The 16,483-nt window shown below is 44.8% G+C and carries 14 protein-coding genes; 10 read left to right on the top strand and 4 right to left on the bottom strand.

Annotated elements, in window-relative coordinates; genetic code table 11:
• The 3 genes from ACIQ6T_RS08740 to ACIQ6T_RS08730 all read left to right on the top strand — a co-directional run.
• A partial coding sequence (locus tag ACIQ6T_RS08740) for a TonB-dependent receptor plug domain-containing protein (RefSeq protein WP_395785516.1) occupies positions 1-1,105 on the top strand: 1,105 nt, incomplete at its 5' end.
• A gap of 11 nt (positions 1,106-1,116) precedes the next feature.
• Positions 1,117-1,317, top strand: a complete 201-nt coding sequence (locus tag ACIQ6T_RS08735; RefSeq protein WP_395785515.1) for a heavy metal-binding domain-containing protein — start codon at positions 1,117-1,119, stop codon at positions 1,315-1,317.
• Between the two features lie 42 nt (positions 1,318-1,359).
• Positions 1,360-1,668 (top strand): heavy-metal-associated domain-containing protein, encoded by a 309-nt coding sequence (locus tag ACIQ6T_RS08730; RefSeq protein WP_395785514.1) that lies wholly within the window; start codon positions 1,360-1,362, stop codon positions 1,666-1,668.
• Positions 1,669-1,697: 29 nt separating this feature from the next.
• Here ACIQ6T_RS08730 and ACIQ6T_RS08725 read toward each other — a convergent pair whose 3' ends face one another.
• The gene (locus ACIQ6T_RS08725) at positions 1,698-3,794 is read right to left on the bottom strand and encodes a Tex family protein (RefSeq protein WP_395785513.1); all 2,097 of its coding nucleotides are present in this window, start codon (positions 3,792-3,794) and stop codon (positions 1,698-1,700) included.
• 89 nt (positions 3,795-3,883) lie between these two features.
• Positions 3,884-4,585: an XRE family transcriptional regulator gene (locus ACIQ6T_RS08720; RefSeq protein ID WP_395785512.1), complete on the bottom strand. Its 702-nt coding sequence runs from the start codon at positions 4,583-4,585 to the stop codon at positions 3,884-3,886.
• A 108-nt stretch (positions 4,586-4,693) separates the two neighbouring features.
• On the opposite strand from ACIQ6T_RS08720, the gene dinB reads away from it, so the two are divergent.
• Both dinB and ACIQ6T_RS08710 read left to right on the top strand, forming a co-directional pair.
• Positions 4,694-5,881: a DNA polymerase IV gene (gene dinB / locus ACIQ6T_RS08715; protein ID WP_395785511.1), complete on the top strand. Its 1,188-nt coding sequence runs from the start codon at positions 4,694-4,696 to the stop codon at positions 5,879-5,881.
• 3 nt (positions 5,882-5,884) lie between these two features.
• On the top strand, positions 5,885-8,803 hold the full coding sequence (locus tag ACIQ6T_RS08710; protein WP_395785510.1) for a DNA polymerase III subunit alpha: 2,919 nt from the start codon (positions 5,885-5,887) through the stop codon (positions 8,801-8,803).
• A 108-nt stretch (positions 8,804-8,911) separates the two neighbouring features.
• Here the strand turns inward: ACIQ6T_RS08710 and ACIQ6T_RS08705 are convergent, their stop codons facing one another.
• The gene (locus ACIQ6T_RS08705) at positions 8,912-9,112 is read right to left on the bottom strand and encodes a hypothetical protein (RefSeq protein WP_395785509.1); all 201 of its coding nucleotides are present in this window, start codon (positions 9,110-9,112) and stop codon (positions 8,912-8,914) included.
• Positions 9,113-9,592: 480 nt separating this feature from the next.
• Complete coding sequence (gene pdxH, locus ACIQ6T_RS08700) at positions 9,593-10,225, bottom strand: pyridoxamine 5'-phosphate oxidase (RefSeq protein WP_395785508.1); 633 nt, start codon at positions 10,223-10,225, stop codon at positions 9,593-9,595.
• 65 nt (positions 10,226-10,290) lie between these two features.
• Here pdxH and polA point away from each other — a divergent pair, with 65 nt between their 5' ends.
• The 5 genes from polA (at position 10,291) to ACIQ6T_RS08675 (ending at position 16,478) form a co-directional block, all read left to right on the top strand.
• On the top strand, positions 10,291-13,116 hold the full coding sequence (polA, locus tag ACIQ6T_RS08695) for a DNA polymerase I (RefSeq protein ID WP_395785507.1): 2,826 nt from the start codon (positions 10,291-10,293) through the stop codon (positions 13,114-13,116).
• An 11-nt stretch (positions 13,117-13,127) separates the two neighbouring features.
• A complete protein-coding gene (locus ACIQ6T_RS08690; protein ID WP_395785506.1) occupies positions 13,128-14,120 on the top strand; it encodes a glycosyltransferase family 2 protein in 993 nt (330 codons plus the stop codon).
• Between the two features lie 43 nt (positions 14,121-14,163).
• The gene (gene msrB / locus ACIQ6T_RS08685; protein ID WP_395785505.1) at positions 14,164-14,637 is read left to right on the top strand and encodes a peptide-methionine (R)-S-oxide reductase MsrB; all 474 of its coding nucleotides are present in this window, start codon (positions 14,164-14,166) and stop codon (positions 14,635-14,637) included.
• Positions 14,638-14,645: 8 nt separating this feature from the next.
• Complete coding sequence (locus ACIQ6T_RS08680) at positions 14,646-15,215, top strand: Crp/Fnr family transcriptional regulator (protein ID WP_395785504.1); 570 nt, start codon at positions 14,646-14,648, stop codon at positions 15,213-15,215.
• Between the two features lie 63 nt (positions 15,216-15,278).
• The gene (locus ACIQ6T_RS08675) at positions 15,279-16,478 is read left to right on the top strand and encodes an MFS transporter (protein ID WP_395785503.1); all 1,200 of its coding nucleotides are present in this window, start codon (positions 15,279-15,281) and stop codon (positions 16,476-16,478) included.
• Positions 16,479-16,483 lie beyond the last annotated feature (5 nt).

The following is a 16,483-nucleotide window of genomic DNA, read 5'->3' as shown; positions in this document are numbered from 1 at the left end:
TTCCGATCACCGAAACGACTCCTATTTTGCGTTCAAGTCGTATGTAGGGCGTGAGCAAAGTGTATTTGGTAATTTAATTTATCAATCCATCATCGACAATACAAATCATACGTGGAAGGCCGGATCGAGCTTTTTGTATGATTCTTACCAAGAACGTTACCTTGACTCTACCTATGCACGAACGGAAATAGTTCCTGGATTTTTCGGTGAATATATCTGGACAGTTCCGAATCGATTCACGTTGGTCGTAGGTAATCGAATTGATTTTCATAATCAATTAGGCACAAAATGGGTGCCACGTCTGCATGCCAAATGGGATATTTCACCTACTTGGATGGCCCGTGCATCAGCAGGGAAAGGTTGGCGTCGCGTGAATCCATTGGCGGAAAACATGGGGTTTTTGGCGAACGTAAGGTCGATCAAATTAGTCGGTGATTTGAATCCGTTAGAAGAGGCATGGAATTATGGGGCTAGTTTGAGCCATGATTTTTTAATTGGTAATCGGAAGGCCAATCTAGTTCTAGATTATTTCCAGACCGATTTTATACATCAATGGATCGTTGACATGGAAATCGCCCACGCCATTCGCATGTACTCAAACCCAGGCGCATCCTATTCAAAAAGTGCCCAAATTGAATTCAATTATAGCCCATTGCCGCGATTGGAATGGAAAGCGGCCTATCGCTTCCAAGATGTGGCATCTGATTATTTGTCAGAAAGTGGAGCTCTAAGGCGTTTGTCGAAGCCATTTTTGAATCGGGATCGAGTACTTGTCAACTTAGCCTATGCAACGAAATATGATATTTGGAAGTTTGATTTGACTTGGCAGTGGAGTGGACCGCGAAGAATTCCAAATGCCTATGTGCATGCGGGCGATGCGCCAGAAGTGAACGCACCAGCCTTTTCCATGGTTTATGGACAAGTGACACGCCAATTTAAACATTGGGAAATGTATGTGGGTGTAGAAAATCTGTTTAATTTTACGCAAGCAAATCCTATCATGGGTGCAGCTGACCCTTTTGCAAGGGGATTTGACGCGACCATGGTTTGGGGGCCGGTAGCTGGGCGCATGGTTTACACAGGATTACGTTATAAAATCAACTAAATAATAATATTATGAAAAAGGTCATCTTAGTTACTGGAATGGTTTTTGCTATGTTTGGTACATTTGCGCAGACGCAAGAGTCTAAAAAGGCGAAAAAGGAAGAGAAAAAAGAAGTGTATCAGTGTCCAATGAAATGTGAAGGGGCAAAGACTTACGCTAAAAAGGGGAAATGTCCTGCGTGCACGATGGATTTGAAAGTTGTAAAAAAATAGTTTAGGCTTCCTAGGCTGAAGCCTGGGGTTAAATAAAATAGAATGAAAACATTATTATTAGTGCTGCTCTTTGGGTTTTTGTCAGGTCCTACACAAACAGTGAAGATTAAAACTTCCGCTATTTGCGAGATGTGCAAAGAGCGCATCGAAAAGAATTTAGCGTTGACTAAAGGGATTGAAAAATCGGATTTGAATTTGGAGGATCAATCAAACATTACCGTGGTGTATAATCCAGATAAAATCGATGTCGCGAAGATTAAGCAAGTCATAGCGGAAACAGGATATGATGCTGACGATGTAAAGGCAACTAAAAAGAGTTACGAGAAACTTCCTAATTGCTGTAAAAAGTAAAATGAAAGGCCATCCGCGGATGGCCTTTTTTATTTCTTCATGCTCAAAGCGATACGCTTTCGTGCTTCATCCACCTCGGTCACGGTAACCAGTACTTTTTGAGCTACTTTGACGATTTCGTTGGGGTCTTTGACAAATTTATCGGCCAACTGGCTTACGTGGACTAATCCGTCCTGATGTACGCCTATGTCCACAAAAGCGCCAAAATTCGTAATGTTGGTTACGATTCCTGGGAGTTTCATTCCCACACGCAGATCCTTGATTCCATTCACACCTTCTGTAAATTCAAATGCCTCGAATTGTTCACGCGGGTCACGGCCTGGTTTAGCTAGTTCAGCTAGGATATCGGTTAAAGTAGGCATTCCCACTTCGGAAGTCACGTATTTCTGTAATTGAATTTGCTTGCGCAGGGATTCGTTGGCCAATAAATCACCCACCTTACAATTCAAATCTTTCGCCATTTTTTCCACGATATCATAGCGTTCTGGGTGAACGGCGCTGGCATCTAACGGATTTTTTGCGTGTCGAATGCGTAAGAAAGCAGCGGCTTGTTCGTAGGCTTTTTCACCTAAACGAGTGACTTTTTTCAAGTCAGATCGCTTGATGAAGGGGCCGTTTTTCGTGCGGTAGTCGATGATGTTTTGGGCCAACTGAGGTCCAAGTCCGGAAACGTAAGATAGAATTTGTTTGGAGGCGGTATTCAGTTCAACGCCCACGGAGTTTACGCACGAAATGACCGTGTCATCTAGTGATGCTTGTAATTTCTTTTGGTCAACATCATGTTGGTATTGTCCCACACCAATCGACTTGGGATCAATCTTAACCAATTCAGCCAAAGGGTCCATTAATCTACGGCCAATGGAAACCGCCCCACGAACCGTAATGTCTTTATCTGGGAATTCATCCCGTGCAGCTTCGGAAGCAGAATAAATGGAAGCACCGCTTTCATTGACCATGATGATGGTCACTCCTTCGAGGTTTAAATTCCGAATAAATGCTTCGGTTTCCCGACCAGCGGTTCCGTTACCAATCGCGATGGCTTGTACTTTGTGTTTCTTTACCCAAGCGCTAATGGTATTAGCAGCCTCTTGTGCTTGTCCAGGACCTGTATGTGGGTAAACGGCTGTATTATCAAGTAAGGTTCCTTGCTCATCTAGACAAACTAATTTACAACCAGTTCTAAAGCCAGGATCGAGTGCGAGTACGCGTTTTTGGCCAAGAGGAGCTGCTAATAATAATTGACGTATGTTTTCTGCAAAGACACGAATCGCTTCCTCGTCGGCACGTTTCTTTGCCTCTGCCCGCATTTCATTTTCCATAGCTGGCATGAGCAAGCGTTTGTAGCCGTCTTGGATGGCCAGCGTTACTTGTCGGGCGCAGGCATTATTTCCTTTAATGAACCGACGGTCTAATTTATCGAGTACGTCTTGGTCGGGGCCTGTGAGGTTCAAATTTAATATTCCTTCGTTTTCTCCTCTAAAAAGTGCCAAAATACGATGTGATGGGGCTTGAGACAAGGATTCAGACCAATCGAAATAATCTTTGTATTTAATTCCAGCTTCTTGTTTGCCTTTGGCAACGGTTGACTTGACGGTTGTTTTTCGGGCAAATAGGTGGCGTGCTTCTTCGCGTACTTCGGCGGTTTCCATCATTTCTTCGGCCAAAATATCGCGTGCACCGGATAAAGCTTCTTCCGTATCATCGAGGAATTCTGCGGCTAAGACTTCCGGGTCAAGCATGCGTTGTTCAAAAAGTTTATCTGCCAAAGCCTGCAATCCTTTTTCTCTCGCGGCCATCGCGCGTGTTTTACGTTTGGGTTTGTAGGGAAGGTAGATATCCTCGAGCTTGGCGAGGGTTTCCGCTCCGCGCACGGCTCTTTCGAGTTCGGGGCTGAGTTTATCTAATTCTTTTAGTGATTTTAGGATGGCTTCACGGCGTTTTTCTAATTCCACCAATTGATCACGTAGGTCGCGAATTTGGGCCACTTGTACTTCATCAAGGCTTCCAGTCGCTTCTTTTCGGTAACGCGAAATAAAGGGAATTGTGGCGCCTTCGTCGAGCAGTTCAATGGTTTTACGTACTTGGTTTTCTGGAATGCCGAGGGTGGAGGATATTTTTGCAAGCATAGAGTAGAGGTGAGAGGTAAGAGGTGAGAGGTAAGAGGTGAGAGGTAAGAGGTGAGAGGTAGTCCGGAGTCGACTAGCGACTGACGACTCTACTCCGCATTTGGAAAATCACTATGAAAATACCCGGCGAACTTCCAGATTTCTTGGATTTCAGAGCCGAGAATCGGGTAGGGGTCGTAGGTTTTGTTGGTCGAATTGAGGATCAATACTTTGCGGTCGGCCAAGTGATTAATGACTTGTTTCAATACGACACCGTCTTCACGCGTCACAACAATACAAATCGTTCCATCTTTAATGGCGGTCCAGTCTTCTACGTATTCTGCGAAGACAAGTGAACCGGGCTGTAAGGGTAACATGGATTCACCTTTGATGGGGAATACACGGTATTTTTTGTCGCGAGGTAAGAAGGGTACTTGGAAGGTGGGGAGTTCTTGAATGAACTCTACGTCGTCATAGGAAGCGGTATATCCTGCCAAAGCTTTGACAGGTACCATCTCGATATTCTCTTCATTATTGGAATCCACCGTCGTGGCTAAAATACGTAGCTTAGGCTTGTTGGCCATTCCAGGAAGTCTTTTCGAAAGATCTTCCTTAAGTAATTCATCCACTTCTACCTTGAAAAACTCAGCCATTTCGATGAGATCGGCATATTTAGGTTCTGCTCTGCCGGATTCGTAAGAGCCCAAGGTGGGCTTCTTGATGTTGATTAATTCAGCCAGTTTTTCTTGCGATGTTTTCTCGGACATCTTGCTGCGTAAAAAACGTAAATTCTGACTAAAAAAAGTGCTCATGCGATTTGCTTATTTAAGTAAAATGAATAAAATTCGTATCCAATATTAAATCATATACTCGTCGAAGTTACGAAAGGTATTCGGATTACCCAAATAGCTACCTATTTTATGCAAGATCGCGCCATTGTGCACATGGACCTAGATTCGTTCTTTGTCTCCGTCGAGCGACTCCGAGATCCACGTCTCGTGGGGAAACCCGTGATCGTGGGAGGCTTGTCGGACCGTGGCGTGGTCGCAGCTTGCAGTTATGAGACACGTACTTTTGGCGTTCGTTCTGCGATGCCCATGCGCATGGCGTTGAAGTTATGTCCAGATGCGATTGTCTTGCGGGGAGATTTTGAGGCGTATGCACAGCATTCGGATTGGGTGACGCGGATGATTATGGACCGTGCACCCGTGGTAGAGAAGGCGTCAATCGATGAGTTTTATTTGGATATGACGGGTATGGAGCGGTTTTTTGGCTCGTACCAATTTGCGACAGATTTACGTCAAAAGATTCACAAGGAAACCGGTTTGCAGATTTCCTTTGGCCTATCCGTTAATAAAACAGTTTCCAAAGTCGCCACGAATCACATCAAACCTGCGGGCCAATTTCAGGTATTACCGGGAGAGGAGAAGGCTTTCTTAGCGCCGATGGCAGTTGGCAAGATTCCCATGATCGGAGCCGTAACGGCCCAAACCCTCCGAAACATGGGTATTGTGCATGTGGGTACCCTCAGCCAAATGCCGCTGAAGATCTTGGAACGTACTTTTGGTAAATCCGGTGTCATGTTGTGGGAGCGGTCTAATGGCATCGATTTACGTCCCGTCGTCCCTTATTCCGAACAAAAATCGCTCTCGAAGGAGATTACGTTTGAGCAAGACACGACGGATGTGAAGTTGTTGCATCGGATCTTGGGTTCGTTGACCGAACAACTGGCCTACGACCTACGAAAACTCGGCCAATGCACTTCCTGCATCACGGTCAAATTACGCTATTCGAATTTTGATACGCATACCCGACAAATCAGTATTCCGGCGTCTGCGAGTGATCATCGCCTGATTCCAGCGGTGCATGAGTTGTTTGAGAAATTGTATGATCGCCGACTGTTGATTCGGCTGATTGGGGTACGCTTTTCCAAATTATTACAAGGTCAGGAGCAGTTGAGTTTGTTTGATGACGGGGCGCGTCTGGTGCCTTTGTATGGGGCGATGGATAATCTGCGAAATCGCTACGGGGACTTCTCGGTTTTACGGGCGAGTGGACTGATGGAGCGCGGAGAGCGTCGAAATGCCTTAGGACCTAAGTCGGAATAGCCCATGTACTTGAATTGTCACTCCTTTTATAGTCTCCGTTATGGAACGCTTTCGCCTGAGCAGCTGGTGGAAGCGGCGGTGACGCGTGGCATTCAGGTATTGGCCTTAACGGATATTCATCGCGCTTCTGGGGTTTTCGATTTTGTGCAGGCCTGTACAGAAGCGGGGATTAAGCCAGTAGTTGGTATGGAATTTACCAAAGGCTATGTGTGCCTGGCGCGGAATCCGGCAGGTTTGGCTCAGATTAATGCCTTTGCTTCTCAGATTTTATTGGCCGGAGACGATTGGCCCGAGCGTCCTCCGGAATGGGAGGATGTCTGGACGATTTTTCCGTATAGTCGGCGTAGGGCATTGCGCACGCTAGGCCCCAATGAGCGCTGGGGTGTTCGCGGGACGGATTTGAAGGCCTTGTGGAATGTGAAGGATTTGGGTGGGATGGTGTGGTGCCAACCGGTCACTTTCTTGAACAAGCAGGGTTTTTCGATGCACCGTTTGTTGCGGGCGATTGACCAAAATGTCTTGTTGAGTAAGCTTTCACCCAAGGCGCAGGCGCAGGAGGATGAGCGAATGTACACGCCGGAAGAGTTGCGGGAGATTTGTCGGGATTATCCGGGGTTATTGGATGCCGCTGAGCAGCTGTTGGCCAACTGCACCTTTCAATTTGATTTTAAATTACCAAAGAACCGCCGTTTATATGGCTCGAGTCGGGAGGATGATTTGGCTTTATTGACCAAACTCGCTTATGAGGGTTTGCGTTATCGCTATCCACGCTCGGATCGGGAGGCGAAGGCGCGGGTCGAGAAGGAATTGAAGGTGATTCATGAGTTGCATTTTGATGCGTATTTTCTGATTACGTGGGACATTATTCGATATGCGCGTTCTCGAGGTTATTTTCATGTGGGTCGTGGTTCGGGGGCAAATTCGATTGTGGCGTATTGTTTGGGGATTACGGATGTGGATCCGGTGGCGTTGGATTTATATTTTGAGCGCTTCATTAATCCGCATCGGACGAGTCCGCCGGATTTTGATATTGACTTTTCGTGGGATGAGCGCAATGACATCATCGATTATATTTTTAAGCGTTATGGCGCGAAGCATGTTTGCTTGCTAGCCACGTATGTGACTTTTCGGGATAAGTCGATTTACCGGGAACTGGCAAAGGTTTTTGGGTTACCCAAAGCCGAGATAGACGCTTGGCTCGATCCGGCTACCGCGATGCGGGAGGTGAGTTCGGAGATTCACATGTTGATTGTGAAGTATGGGAATTTGTTATTGGACTTCCCGAATTACCTGAGTATTCATGCGGGTGGTATTTTGATTTCGGAGGAGCCTTTGTTTGCGTATACGGCGTTAGAACCTATGCCAAAGGGTTTTCCAATCTGCCAGTTTGATATGTATGTGGCGGAGGAGATTAGTTTTGCGAAGTTTGATATTTTGTCGCAGCGGGGTTTGGGGCATATTAAGGAGTCGGTGGATATCATTCGGGCGAATCGTGGGGTGGATGTGGATGTGCATCGGGTGCAGGATTTTATGCAGGATGAGGGGATTCGTAGGCAGTTGATGCGGCACGAGACCATGGGTTGTTTTTATATTGAATCACCCGCGATGCGGCAGTTATTGAAGAAGTTGGACTGCCAAGATTACATAACCTTGGTAGCAGCTTCGTCGATTATCCGACCGGGCGTGGCGTCGTCTGGAATGATGAAGGCCTATATTGAGCGGTATCATGCGCCGGATTCGTATGAGCCGGTGCACCCGTTGATGGGTGAGCTGATGAAGGAGACTTATGGTGTGATGGTATATCAGGAGGATGTGATTAAGGTGGCGCATTATTTTGCGGGTTTGAGTTTGGCGGAGGCGGATGTGTTGCGGCGGGGGATGTCGGGCAAGCATCGTTCGCGTGCTGAATTTGAACGGATTCGGGAGGCGTTTTTTACGAATTGTGCGGCGAAGGGCTATGCGGAGGCGGTGTCGCGTGAGGTGTGGCGTCAGATGGAGAGTTTTTCGGGCTATTCATTTTCGAAGGCGCATTCGGCTTCGTTTGCGGTGGAGAGTTACCAAAGTTTGTATTTGAAGACCTATTATCCGCTGGAGTTTATGGTGGCGGTGATTAATAATTTTGGGGGATTTTACCGGACGGAGTTTTATGTGCATGAGGCTAAGCGATGTGGGGCGCAGGTGGAGGCGCCGGAAATTAATGCGAGTGATTATTTGACGTCGATTCGCGGGTTGGTGGTTTGGATGGGTTGGGTACATGTGAAGGGTTTGGAGAAGCGGGTGATTCAGGATTTAGTGGAGGCGCGGAGGCAGGGAGGGCCTTTTCGGTCTTGGGAAGATTTTGCGCATCGGGTTTCTTTGGGTTTGGAGCAGGCGATTTTATTGATTCGGGTGGGGGCATTCCGACATTTGGGTATGGAGAAGAAACCTTTATTGTGGGAGGCGCATGCACGTTTTCAGGGGAAGGTGGCGCCGGTGGTGGCGATGGAGATGTTTGGGGATGAGGTGTCGGATTTGGGTGTATTGCCGGAGTTGGTACATGATCCGGCGGAGGATGCGTTCGATCAGTGGGAGATATTGGGTTTTCCACTTTGTTCGCCGTTTGATTTGGTGTCAGATCTGCCGCAAACTTTATTGAATGCGGATTTGATTTATGAACGCGGTGATATTTTGGGGTATTTGGTGACCTTAAAGCCAACGCGTACCAAATCGGGCGACCGCATGTATTTTGGGTATTTTGTGGATGTGCGGGGTGAGTTTTTTGATACGGTGCATTTCCCGGCGGATTTGAAGAAGTACTCGTTTCGAGGAAATGGGGTGTATTGGATGCAGGGCGTGGTGATGGAAGAATTTGGGCATCGCACGTTGCGGGTGCAGCAATTAAGGAAGTTGGGCTGGCGGGTCGATCCGAGGAGGGAGGACTAGGAGAGGTGAGAGGTAAGAGGTGAGAGGTAAGAGGTGAGAGTGGGCAGTAGTCAGTCGCTAGTCGTCAGTCATCAGTCCGAAGGGAATTAGTCCGGAGGCGAAACGATTTTATATATTTTCATGCTGGTTTGTCAGTCTTTGCATAATTTCTTCCCAGCTCATATCGTAGTTGTCAGCTTTATTCCTAGCGCGGAGGCGTTCACCAACAATGATTTTATGCCAATGTGGGATTAAATTATCTTGAGAATCTTCTATTGTTGATTCATCTATATTTTGCTCTGGGATTGGGTAGGATTGAGGCTTTTGCATTAATTGGTTATTTGAAAACAAACATAAGGGCAAAAACAAAAAAGTCTAATTCGGAAAATGACTAATAAACTGATAAAATAGTTACTAGTCGCTAGTCCTCAGTCGAGAAGTCCGGAGGGAAATAGTCCGAAGGGAAGTTTAGAAACTCTTAATTCTTACCTCTTACCTCTCACCTCTAATTTCTAACGTCTAAGGATAATCGCCGCATTGCATGCGCCACAAACTTTGGCAATCCTAAAAGGTTTGCCAAAGAGGCTAACGTCTAACGTCTAGTGTCTAAAGTCTAAGGCTAATCGCCGCATTGCATGCGCCTCAAACTTTGGCAATCCTGAAAGGTTTGCCAAAGAGGCTAACGTCTAACGTCTAGTGTCTAAAGTCTAAGGATAATCGCCGCATTGCATGCGCCTCAAACTTTGGCAATCCTAAAAGGTTTGCCAAAGAGGCCAACCTCTCACCTCTTACCTCTTAGCTCTAACCTCTTTATGGTGCTATTCGATACCGCTCCCATGCCTGCCCGGATTTCTCATAAACAATCCGGTCATGTAGTCTAGAGGGTCTGCCTTGCCAGAATTCGAAATAGGTGGGTATTAGTTCGTAACCTCCCCAATGAGCTGGTTTTGGAATTTCTTTCCCCGCATATTCCTTCGCTAATTCGGCATAGCGTTGTTCTAAATATTCGCGAGATTCTACGCGTGCGCTTTGGTCTGATACCCAAGCGCCCAATTGAGATTCACGCGGTCTTTGGTGGAAATATTCGGTCGAAAGGACTTCCGACATCTTATGGACATTTCCTTCAATGCGCACTTGGCGCTCTAATTCCCCCCAAAAGAAGGTCAAGGAAGCATGCGCGTGCTGTGCTAATTCAGCCCCTTTGCGCGAGTGGTAATTTGTAAAAAAAGAGAAAGCCTCATCTACATGTTTCAATAAGACAATCCGACCGGCTGGTTTATTGTCATGCCCCACCGTACTCAAAAACATCGCATTGGGCTCAATAACTTTGGCATTTGACGCTTCTTGAAACCAAATTTTAAATTGCTCAATCGGATCAATATGTACTGTGGTTTCTAAAAGTTCACCTTTTTGATAATTCTCACGAAGGGCAGCTAAATTCATAATTCAGAATTTTTATTTCTTATCTTTGAGCGGGCTTTCTGCTCGGCCAAAATTAGTCAATTTCTATGAAAAAATTATTCCTTTTTGATGCGATGGCGCTGATTTATCGCGCCCATTTTGCGTTTGCCAAAACACCCCGAATTTCATCAAAAGGGATAAATACTAGTGCCGTTTTTGGTTTTACAAACACCATTTTGGAAGTGATTCAAAAGGAAAAACCTGATTATTTGGGCGTCGCCTTTGATACGTCGGCACCCACGTTCCGGCACGTTGAATACACGCCTTACAAAGCCCAACGGGAAAAGCAACCGGAGGATATTACCATAGCCATTCCCTACGTCAAGAAATTAGTCGAGGCATTGGATATTCCCATCTTAATCTTAGATGGGTATGAAGCCGATGACATCATTGGAACAATCGCTAAAAAAGCCGTTCGCGCTAATCCAGATATCGAAGTATACATGATGACGCCGGATAAGGATTATGGCCAACTGGTCGAAGAGCGAATCAAAATGTATAAACCAGCCTTCATGGGCAAGGGTGTTGAGGTCCTAGGACCCAAAGAAGTTTGTGCGAAATGGAACATTCAAAACGTGGATCAAGTCATTGATATGCTTGGTTTAATGGGGGATGCGGTTGATAATATTCCAGGTGTTCCCGGGGTCGGAGAAAAGACCGCACAGAAATTGATTGAAGAATATGGTTCGATGGAGAACCTATTTAAAAATACCGATAAGCTAAAAGGGAAACTGCGTGAAAACTTGGAAAACTTTCAAGAGCAAGGCATGCTTTCACGTCATTTGGCAACCATCTTGTGTGAGGTTCCTATCGAATACGAAGAAGAAAAATTGCTCAAAACAGAGCCTAATCGTGAATTATTAGAACCTTTATTGGATGAACTAGAATTCAGAACGTTACGCAGGCGCATCCTAGGTGAGGATCCAGAACCCGTTGCACCCAAACCCAAAGCAAGCCCTAAAGTGGCTTCCAATCAAATGGATATGTTTGGGTCACCAGTAGCTGCCCCGGCTGGATTTATGTTGGAAGAAGAAACGGAAGAAAAAGTTTCCCATTTTAATAATTTGTCGAATACGGCACACCAATATCATTTGGTTCAAGGCGAAGCCGCGGTGAGGTCGTTGGTGGGTTTTTTAGGCCGACAAACCACTTTTTGTTTCGATACGGAAACGACGAGTTTGTCGGTTGTAGAAGCTGAGCTCGTGGGCATGTCCTTTGCTTACCGAAAAGGGGAGGCATTTTACGTACCATTCCCGGAGGATCAAACAGAAGCACAATCACTTGTTGACTTATTCAAAGATCTTTTCGTGAATGAAGCCATTCAAAAAGTAGCTCAGAACATTAAATATGACATGAGTGTATTGGCAAATTATGGCATTGAAATCAAGGGAATAACCTACGATACTATGCTCGCACACTACCTAATCGAACCTGAAAAACGGCATAATATGGACGCATTGGCCATGTCTTATTTGCAGTATGAGCCATTGTCTATCGAAACGTTGATAGGTAAAAAAGGTGTCAAGCAAGGTAATATGCGGGATGTTGACCTTGAGGACATTAAAGAATATGCAGCCGAAGATGCTGATGTAACGCTCCAAATCAAGCCATTTTTGGATGAGCAATTAGCCAAAAATCCCAAAGCCATTGAATTGTTGATGGACGTAGAAATGCCCCTAGCTCGGGTACTTTCCAAGATCGAATGTGAAGGGGTAAATTTAGACGTCGCTTTCTTGCAAGAAATGTCTAAGACGCTTGAGGTTGATTCGAGAGAAGTCCAACAAAAAATCTTTGAGGCTGCGGGTCAAGAATTCAATGTGGCTTCCCCGAAACAATTGGGTGAAATTCTTTTTGAAAAATTAAAATTAGATCCGAAAGCGAAAAAGACGAAAACGGGTCAATACATGACGGGCGAAGAGGTTTTATCTAAGTTGGAATCTGAGCATGAAATCGCGCGTTTAATTCTTGATTTCAGGGAATTGCAGAAGTTAAAGTCGACCTACGTAGACGCGCTTCCGCAATTGATTTCACCCAAAACAGGACGTATTCATACCTCATTTATGCAGGCGGTTACGGCTACGGGGCGTTTGTCTTCAAAGGATCCTAATCTGCAAAATATTCCTATTCGTACGCCAAGGGGTCGCGAGATACGGAAAGCTTTTATTCCTCGAGATGCCAATTATCAGATTCTATCCGCTGATTATTCTCAGATTGAATTGCGTATTATGGCTGCCTTTGCCAAAGATGAGGCGATGTTGAACGCTTTTAATCAGGGAATTGATGTGCATAAGGCAACAGCAGCTAAGGTTTTCAAGGTTAGTTTGGATGAGGTTACTTCAGAATTGCGCCGAAGAGCTAAAGCAGTCAATTTTGGTATTATTTATGGTCAATCGGCTTTTGGTTTAGCAGGCTCTTTAGGCATTTCGCGGACGGAAGCGAAGGAAATTATCGATCAATATTTTGTCGAGTTTCCGAATGTCAAGTCATATATGGATGCGACCATTACCCAAGCGCGTGAACTAGGGTATGTTGAAACGGTCCTCGGCCGACGTCGTTATTTGCGCGATATATTATCTCCCAATATGAATGAGCGGAGTTTTGCGGAACGAAATGCAATAAATGCGCCTATTCAAGGTTCTGCGGCAGATATGATCAAAGTTGCCATGATTCAGATTCAATCGTTTATTGAACGGGAAAACCTAAAATCGCGTATGATTTTGACGGTTCATGATGAATTAGTTTTTGATGCGCATGTAGATGAAATTAATTACCTTCGCGAGAAGATTAATGAAATTATGTGTCAGGCCATGGATTTGGGTGTGGCCATGGAAACGGGTATCGGTGTTGGTATGAATTGGTTGGAAGCCCATTAATTTGCTTTGTTTTGAAGATATCGATTGCACTTTGTACCTTAAACGGAGAGAAATTTCTCCGGACTCAGCTGAGTAGTTTTGTTGACCAAACTATGCGTGCCGACGAGATTATTGTGTGCGATGAAGGGTCGACAGACCGGACGCTAGAGATTTTGGAGCAGTTTGCTGATCGACTTCCCTTGGTGATTCACCGCAATCCAGTACGTTTAGGTACGTATCAAAATTTCCAAAAAGCATTATCCCTTTGTTCCGGAGATTATATTTTCCCAGCTGATCAGGATGATTATTGGGATCATCAAAAAATTGAACGTATTTCTACGTATTTCAATCATCACGATCAGGCAGAAGTGGTATTTACGGATGCGCTATTAGTGGATGAATTTGGCCAAATTTCTGGTAAAAAATTATGGTCTACTTTTCGTTTTCGCGAGAAACAGCAGCGGGAGTGGAGGGCTGGAAAATCATTAGATATATTATTGGATGGTAATCGGGTTACCGGTTGTACCATGGGTATTCGTAAACGGTTTTTAGATAAAATTTCACCTTTTCCAACGAATTTACCTTCCTTCTTTTTACATGATGCTTGGATGGGTATCTCGGCGGCTTTGGAAAACCGGATCGATTTTATTCCGGCCACCTATGTGCAGTATCGATTGCATTCAGAGCAGCAGGTAGGTGTTAAGGGAAATCCGGGTACACCGCCTACGATGTGGGAACGTATTCAGCGGCCACATGAGGATAAGGTGGGACCCTACCGCAAGAAATTAGCATATTTAGTTGCACTTCGCGAGGCTGTTTCTGTGAAATTTCCCAATCAGCGATTTGAGCCATTGGACACCCGAATTGATTATTGGGATCGTCGGGCAAATTTGCCGGAGGCCCGTTGGAAGCGTTTGAAGAAAACGATTCAAAATTTGATTTTAGGAAATTACCATCGTTACAAGGATATTGATTCGCCTGCAGAGACTCCGTATTTAATGTTCTTGGGAGATTTGATTGAGTAAAACATTTGGCTTTTATATTCGTTTTGTTTTAAACGTAATCGTTATGAAATCATTTCCCTATTTCTTGTTTGCACTAGCATTGGCATTTCAGGCCTGTAGCCAAACCCCTAAAACTACAATTTCAATGGACAAATTACCCGTAACTGAGGCTGAATGGAAGGCTAAATTGAGTGAAGATGAGTATTATATTTTACGTCAAAAAGGTACGGAGCGTCCATATACAGGTAAATTTTTAATGCATAATGAATCAGGTTATTATACCTGCCGTGGTTGCGGAACGCGTTTATTTAAATCGGATTCCAAGTTTGATTCGCACTGCGGTTGGCCTTCCTTCGATAAGGAAGTCAAAGCGGGTGTCATTAAAGAAACATCCGATTTAACCTTGGGCATGCGTCGTATTGAGATTACATGCGCCAAATGTGGTGGTCATTTAGGACACGTTTTTGATGATGGGCCTACCGAAACAGGTTTGCGTTATTGTGTGAATTCCGTTTCTTTGGGATTCGAGAAACAATAACTCAATTCATGTCCAAAGAATTAGTCGAACATTTATCGCAAATTTCTAGCTTGTCGACAGAAGCTGTGTCAGCGTTAACTTCGATTATTCATACACAGCAGGTTCGTAAAAATCAGGATATCCAGCAAATTGGCCAGACATGTAAGACACTTTACTTTTTAAAGTCGGGCCTGGCACGTATTTATTATTTTCACGCAGGAAATGACATTACAGAGGGCTTTTATGGCCCTTTTTGCTTAATTGCACGTGCCGAAAGTTTGTTTGCTGGATTGCCTAGTAAAAAAGCAATCCAGGTGTTGGAAGATGCGGAAGTATGGTCAATTTCAACCAAAGACTTATTCGCATTGTATGATTCGCATCGCGATATTGAGCGCTTATTTGTACGCCTATTTGAATTAGCCTATGTTCAGACGATTCAGCGCATTGAAAACTTACAGTTTCATACGGCAGAAGAGCGGTATCAATTATTAATGAATGACCAACCGGAGGTGTTGCGTCGTGCTCCTCTGAAATTCATTGCTTCATATTTGGGAATTACCCAAGTAAGTTTAAGTCGCATTCGCGCGAGGAGAACCTAATTTAACATTTGTTAAATGCTTCTGAGCTGCAATTTGTCAATTTGCAGGAAATCGGAAGTATTCATGAAAACACAATTAGGATTACGTCAAAATTGGCAACAATTCAGCTTATTGGTTTTAGTTAACGCCTTTGTAGGCGGTATGGTGGGGCTTGAGCGTTCGATCTTACCCCAACTTGCTTTACAGGAATTTGGCATTGCTTCCAGTGTAGCCGTATTTTCCTTTATAGTAGTTTTTGGATTGGTCAAAGCGGTTTCAAATTATTATGCTGGTCATTTTGCGAATCGGGTAGGTCGGCGGAAATTATTGATTTTGGGATGGATCTTTGCCATTCCGATTCCCTTTATATTGATGTGGGCGCCGAGTTGGAATTGGATTATAGCTGCGAATGTATTTTTAGGTTTAAACCAAGGTTTTGCATGGTCGAGTACCGTCACCATGAAAATTGATTTAGTTGGTGACAAGAATCGTGGTTTGGCGATGGGAATCAATGAATTTGCTGGCTATATATCGGTTGGCTTAGTTGCCTTTTTAACCGGTTTTATCGCGCAAAACTATGGCATTCGACCATACCCTTTTTATATCGGTATTGTGTTTGTAGGTATGGGTTTGGGACTAAGTATCTTTTTTGTGCATGATACGCAAGGGCACGTGGCTGCCGCAGCCGTGGAGAGTAATGTGCCGCGATTGAAATCTATTTTCTGGGAAACAACCTGGGCGAATCGAAATTTAGGATCGATTACGCAGGCGGGATTGGTGAACAATTTGAATGATGGGATGGTATGGGGTTTATTTCCGATGCTATTGCTTTCGAAGGGATTTAGCTTGGCCGAAATTGGAGTCATTACGGCTATTTATCCCGCAGTTTGGGGATTAGGCCAACTGGGAACCGGCAAATTGTCTGATTTGATATGCCAAAAAGATTTGTTGGCCTACGGCCTTCTCCTCCAGGCTCTTGCCTTAGTAGGTCTTATTTGGGCAGTTTCCTTTTCCCAATTTGCTGGGTTGTCTGTTTTATTGGGATTAGGTACGGCAATGGTCTATCCAACGTTTTTATCAGCAATTGCAACACATACGCATCCTCTCGACCGGGCTAAAAGCTTGGGGATATTTAGACTTTGGCGTGATTCGGGATATGCCGTGGGGGCACTACTCACGGGTGTTTTAAGTGCTTATTTTTCGTATTCAATCTCCATTGCAAGTATTGCAGGCCTAACGGTCTTATCGGCGGTGATTGTATGGAAGCGGATGCGGTGTTCGTAAATGGG

The organism is Aquirufa sp., assembly GCF_044377215.1.
In the GTDB taxonomy this organism is placed as follows: domain Bacteria; phylum Bacteroidota; class Bacteroidia; order Cytophagales; family Spirosomataceae; genus Aquirufa.
Note: the sequence above shows the minus strand (reverse complement) of the source record. Positions and strands in the feature narration are given on the sequence as shown.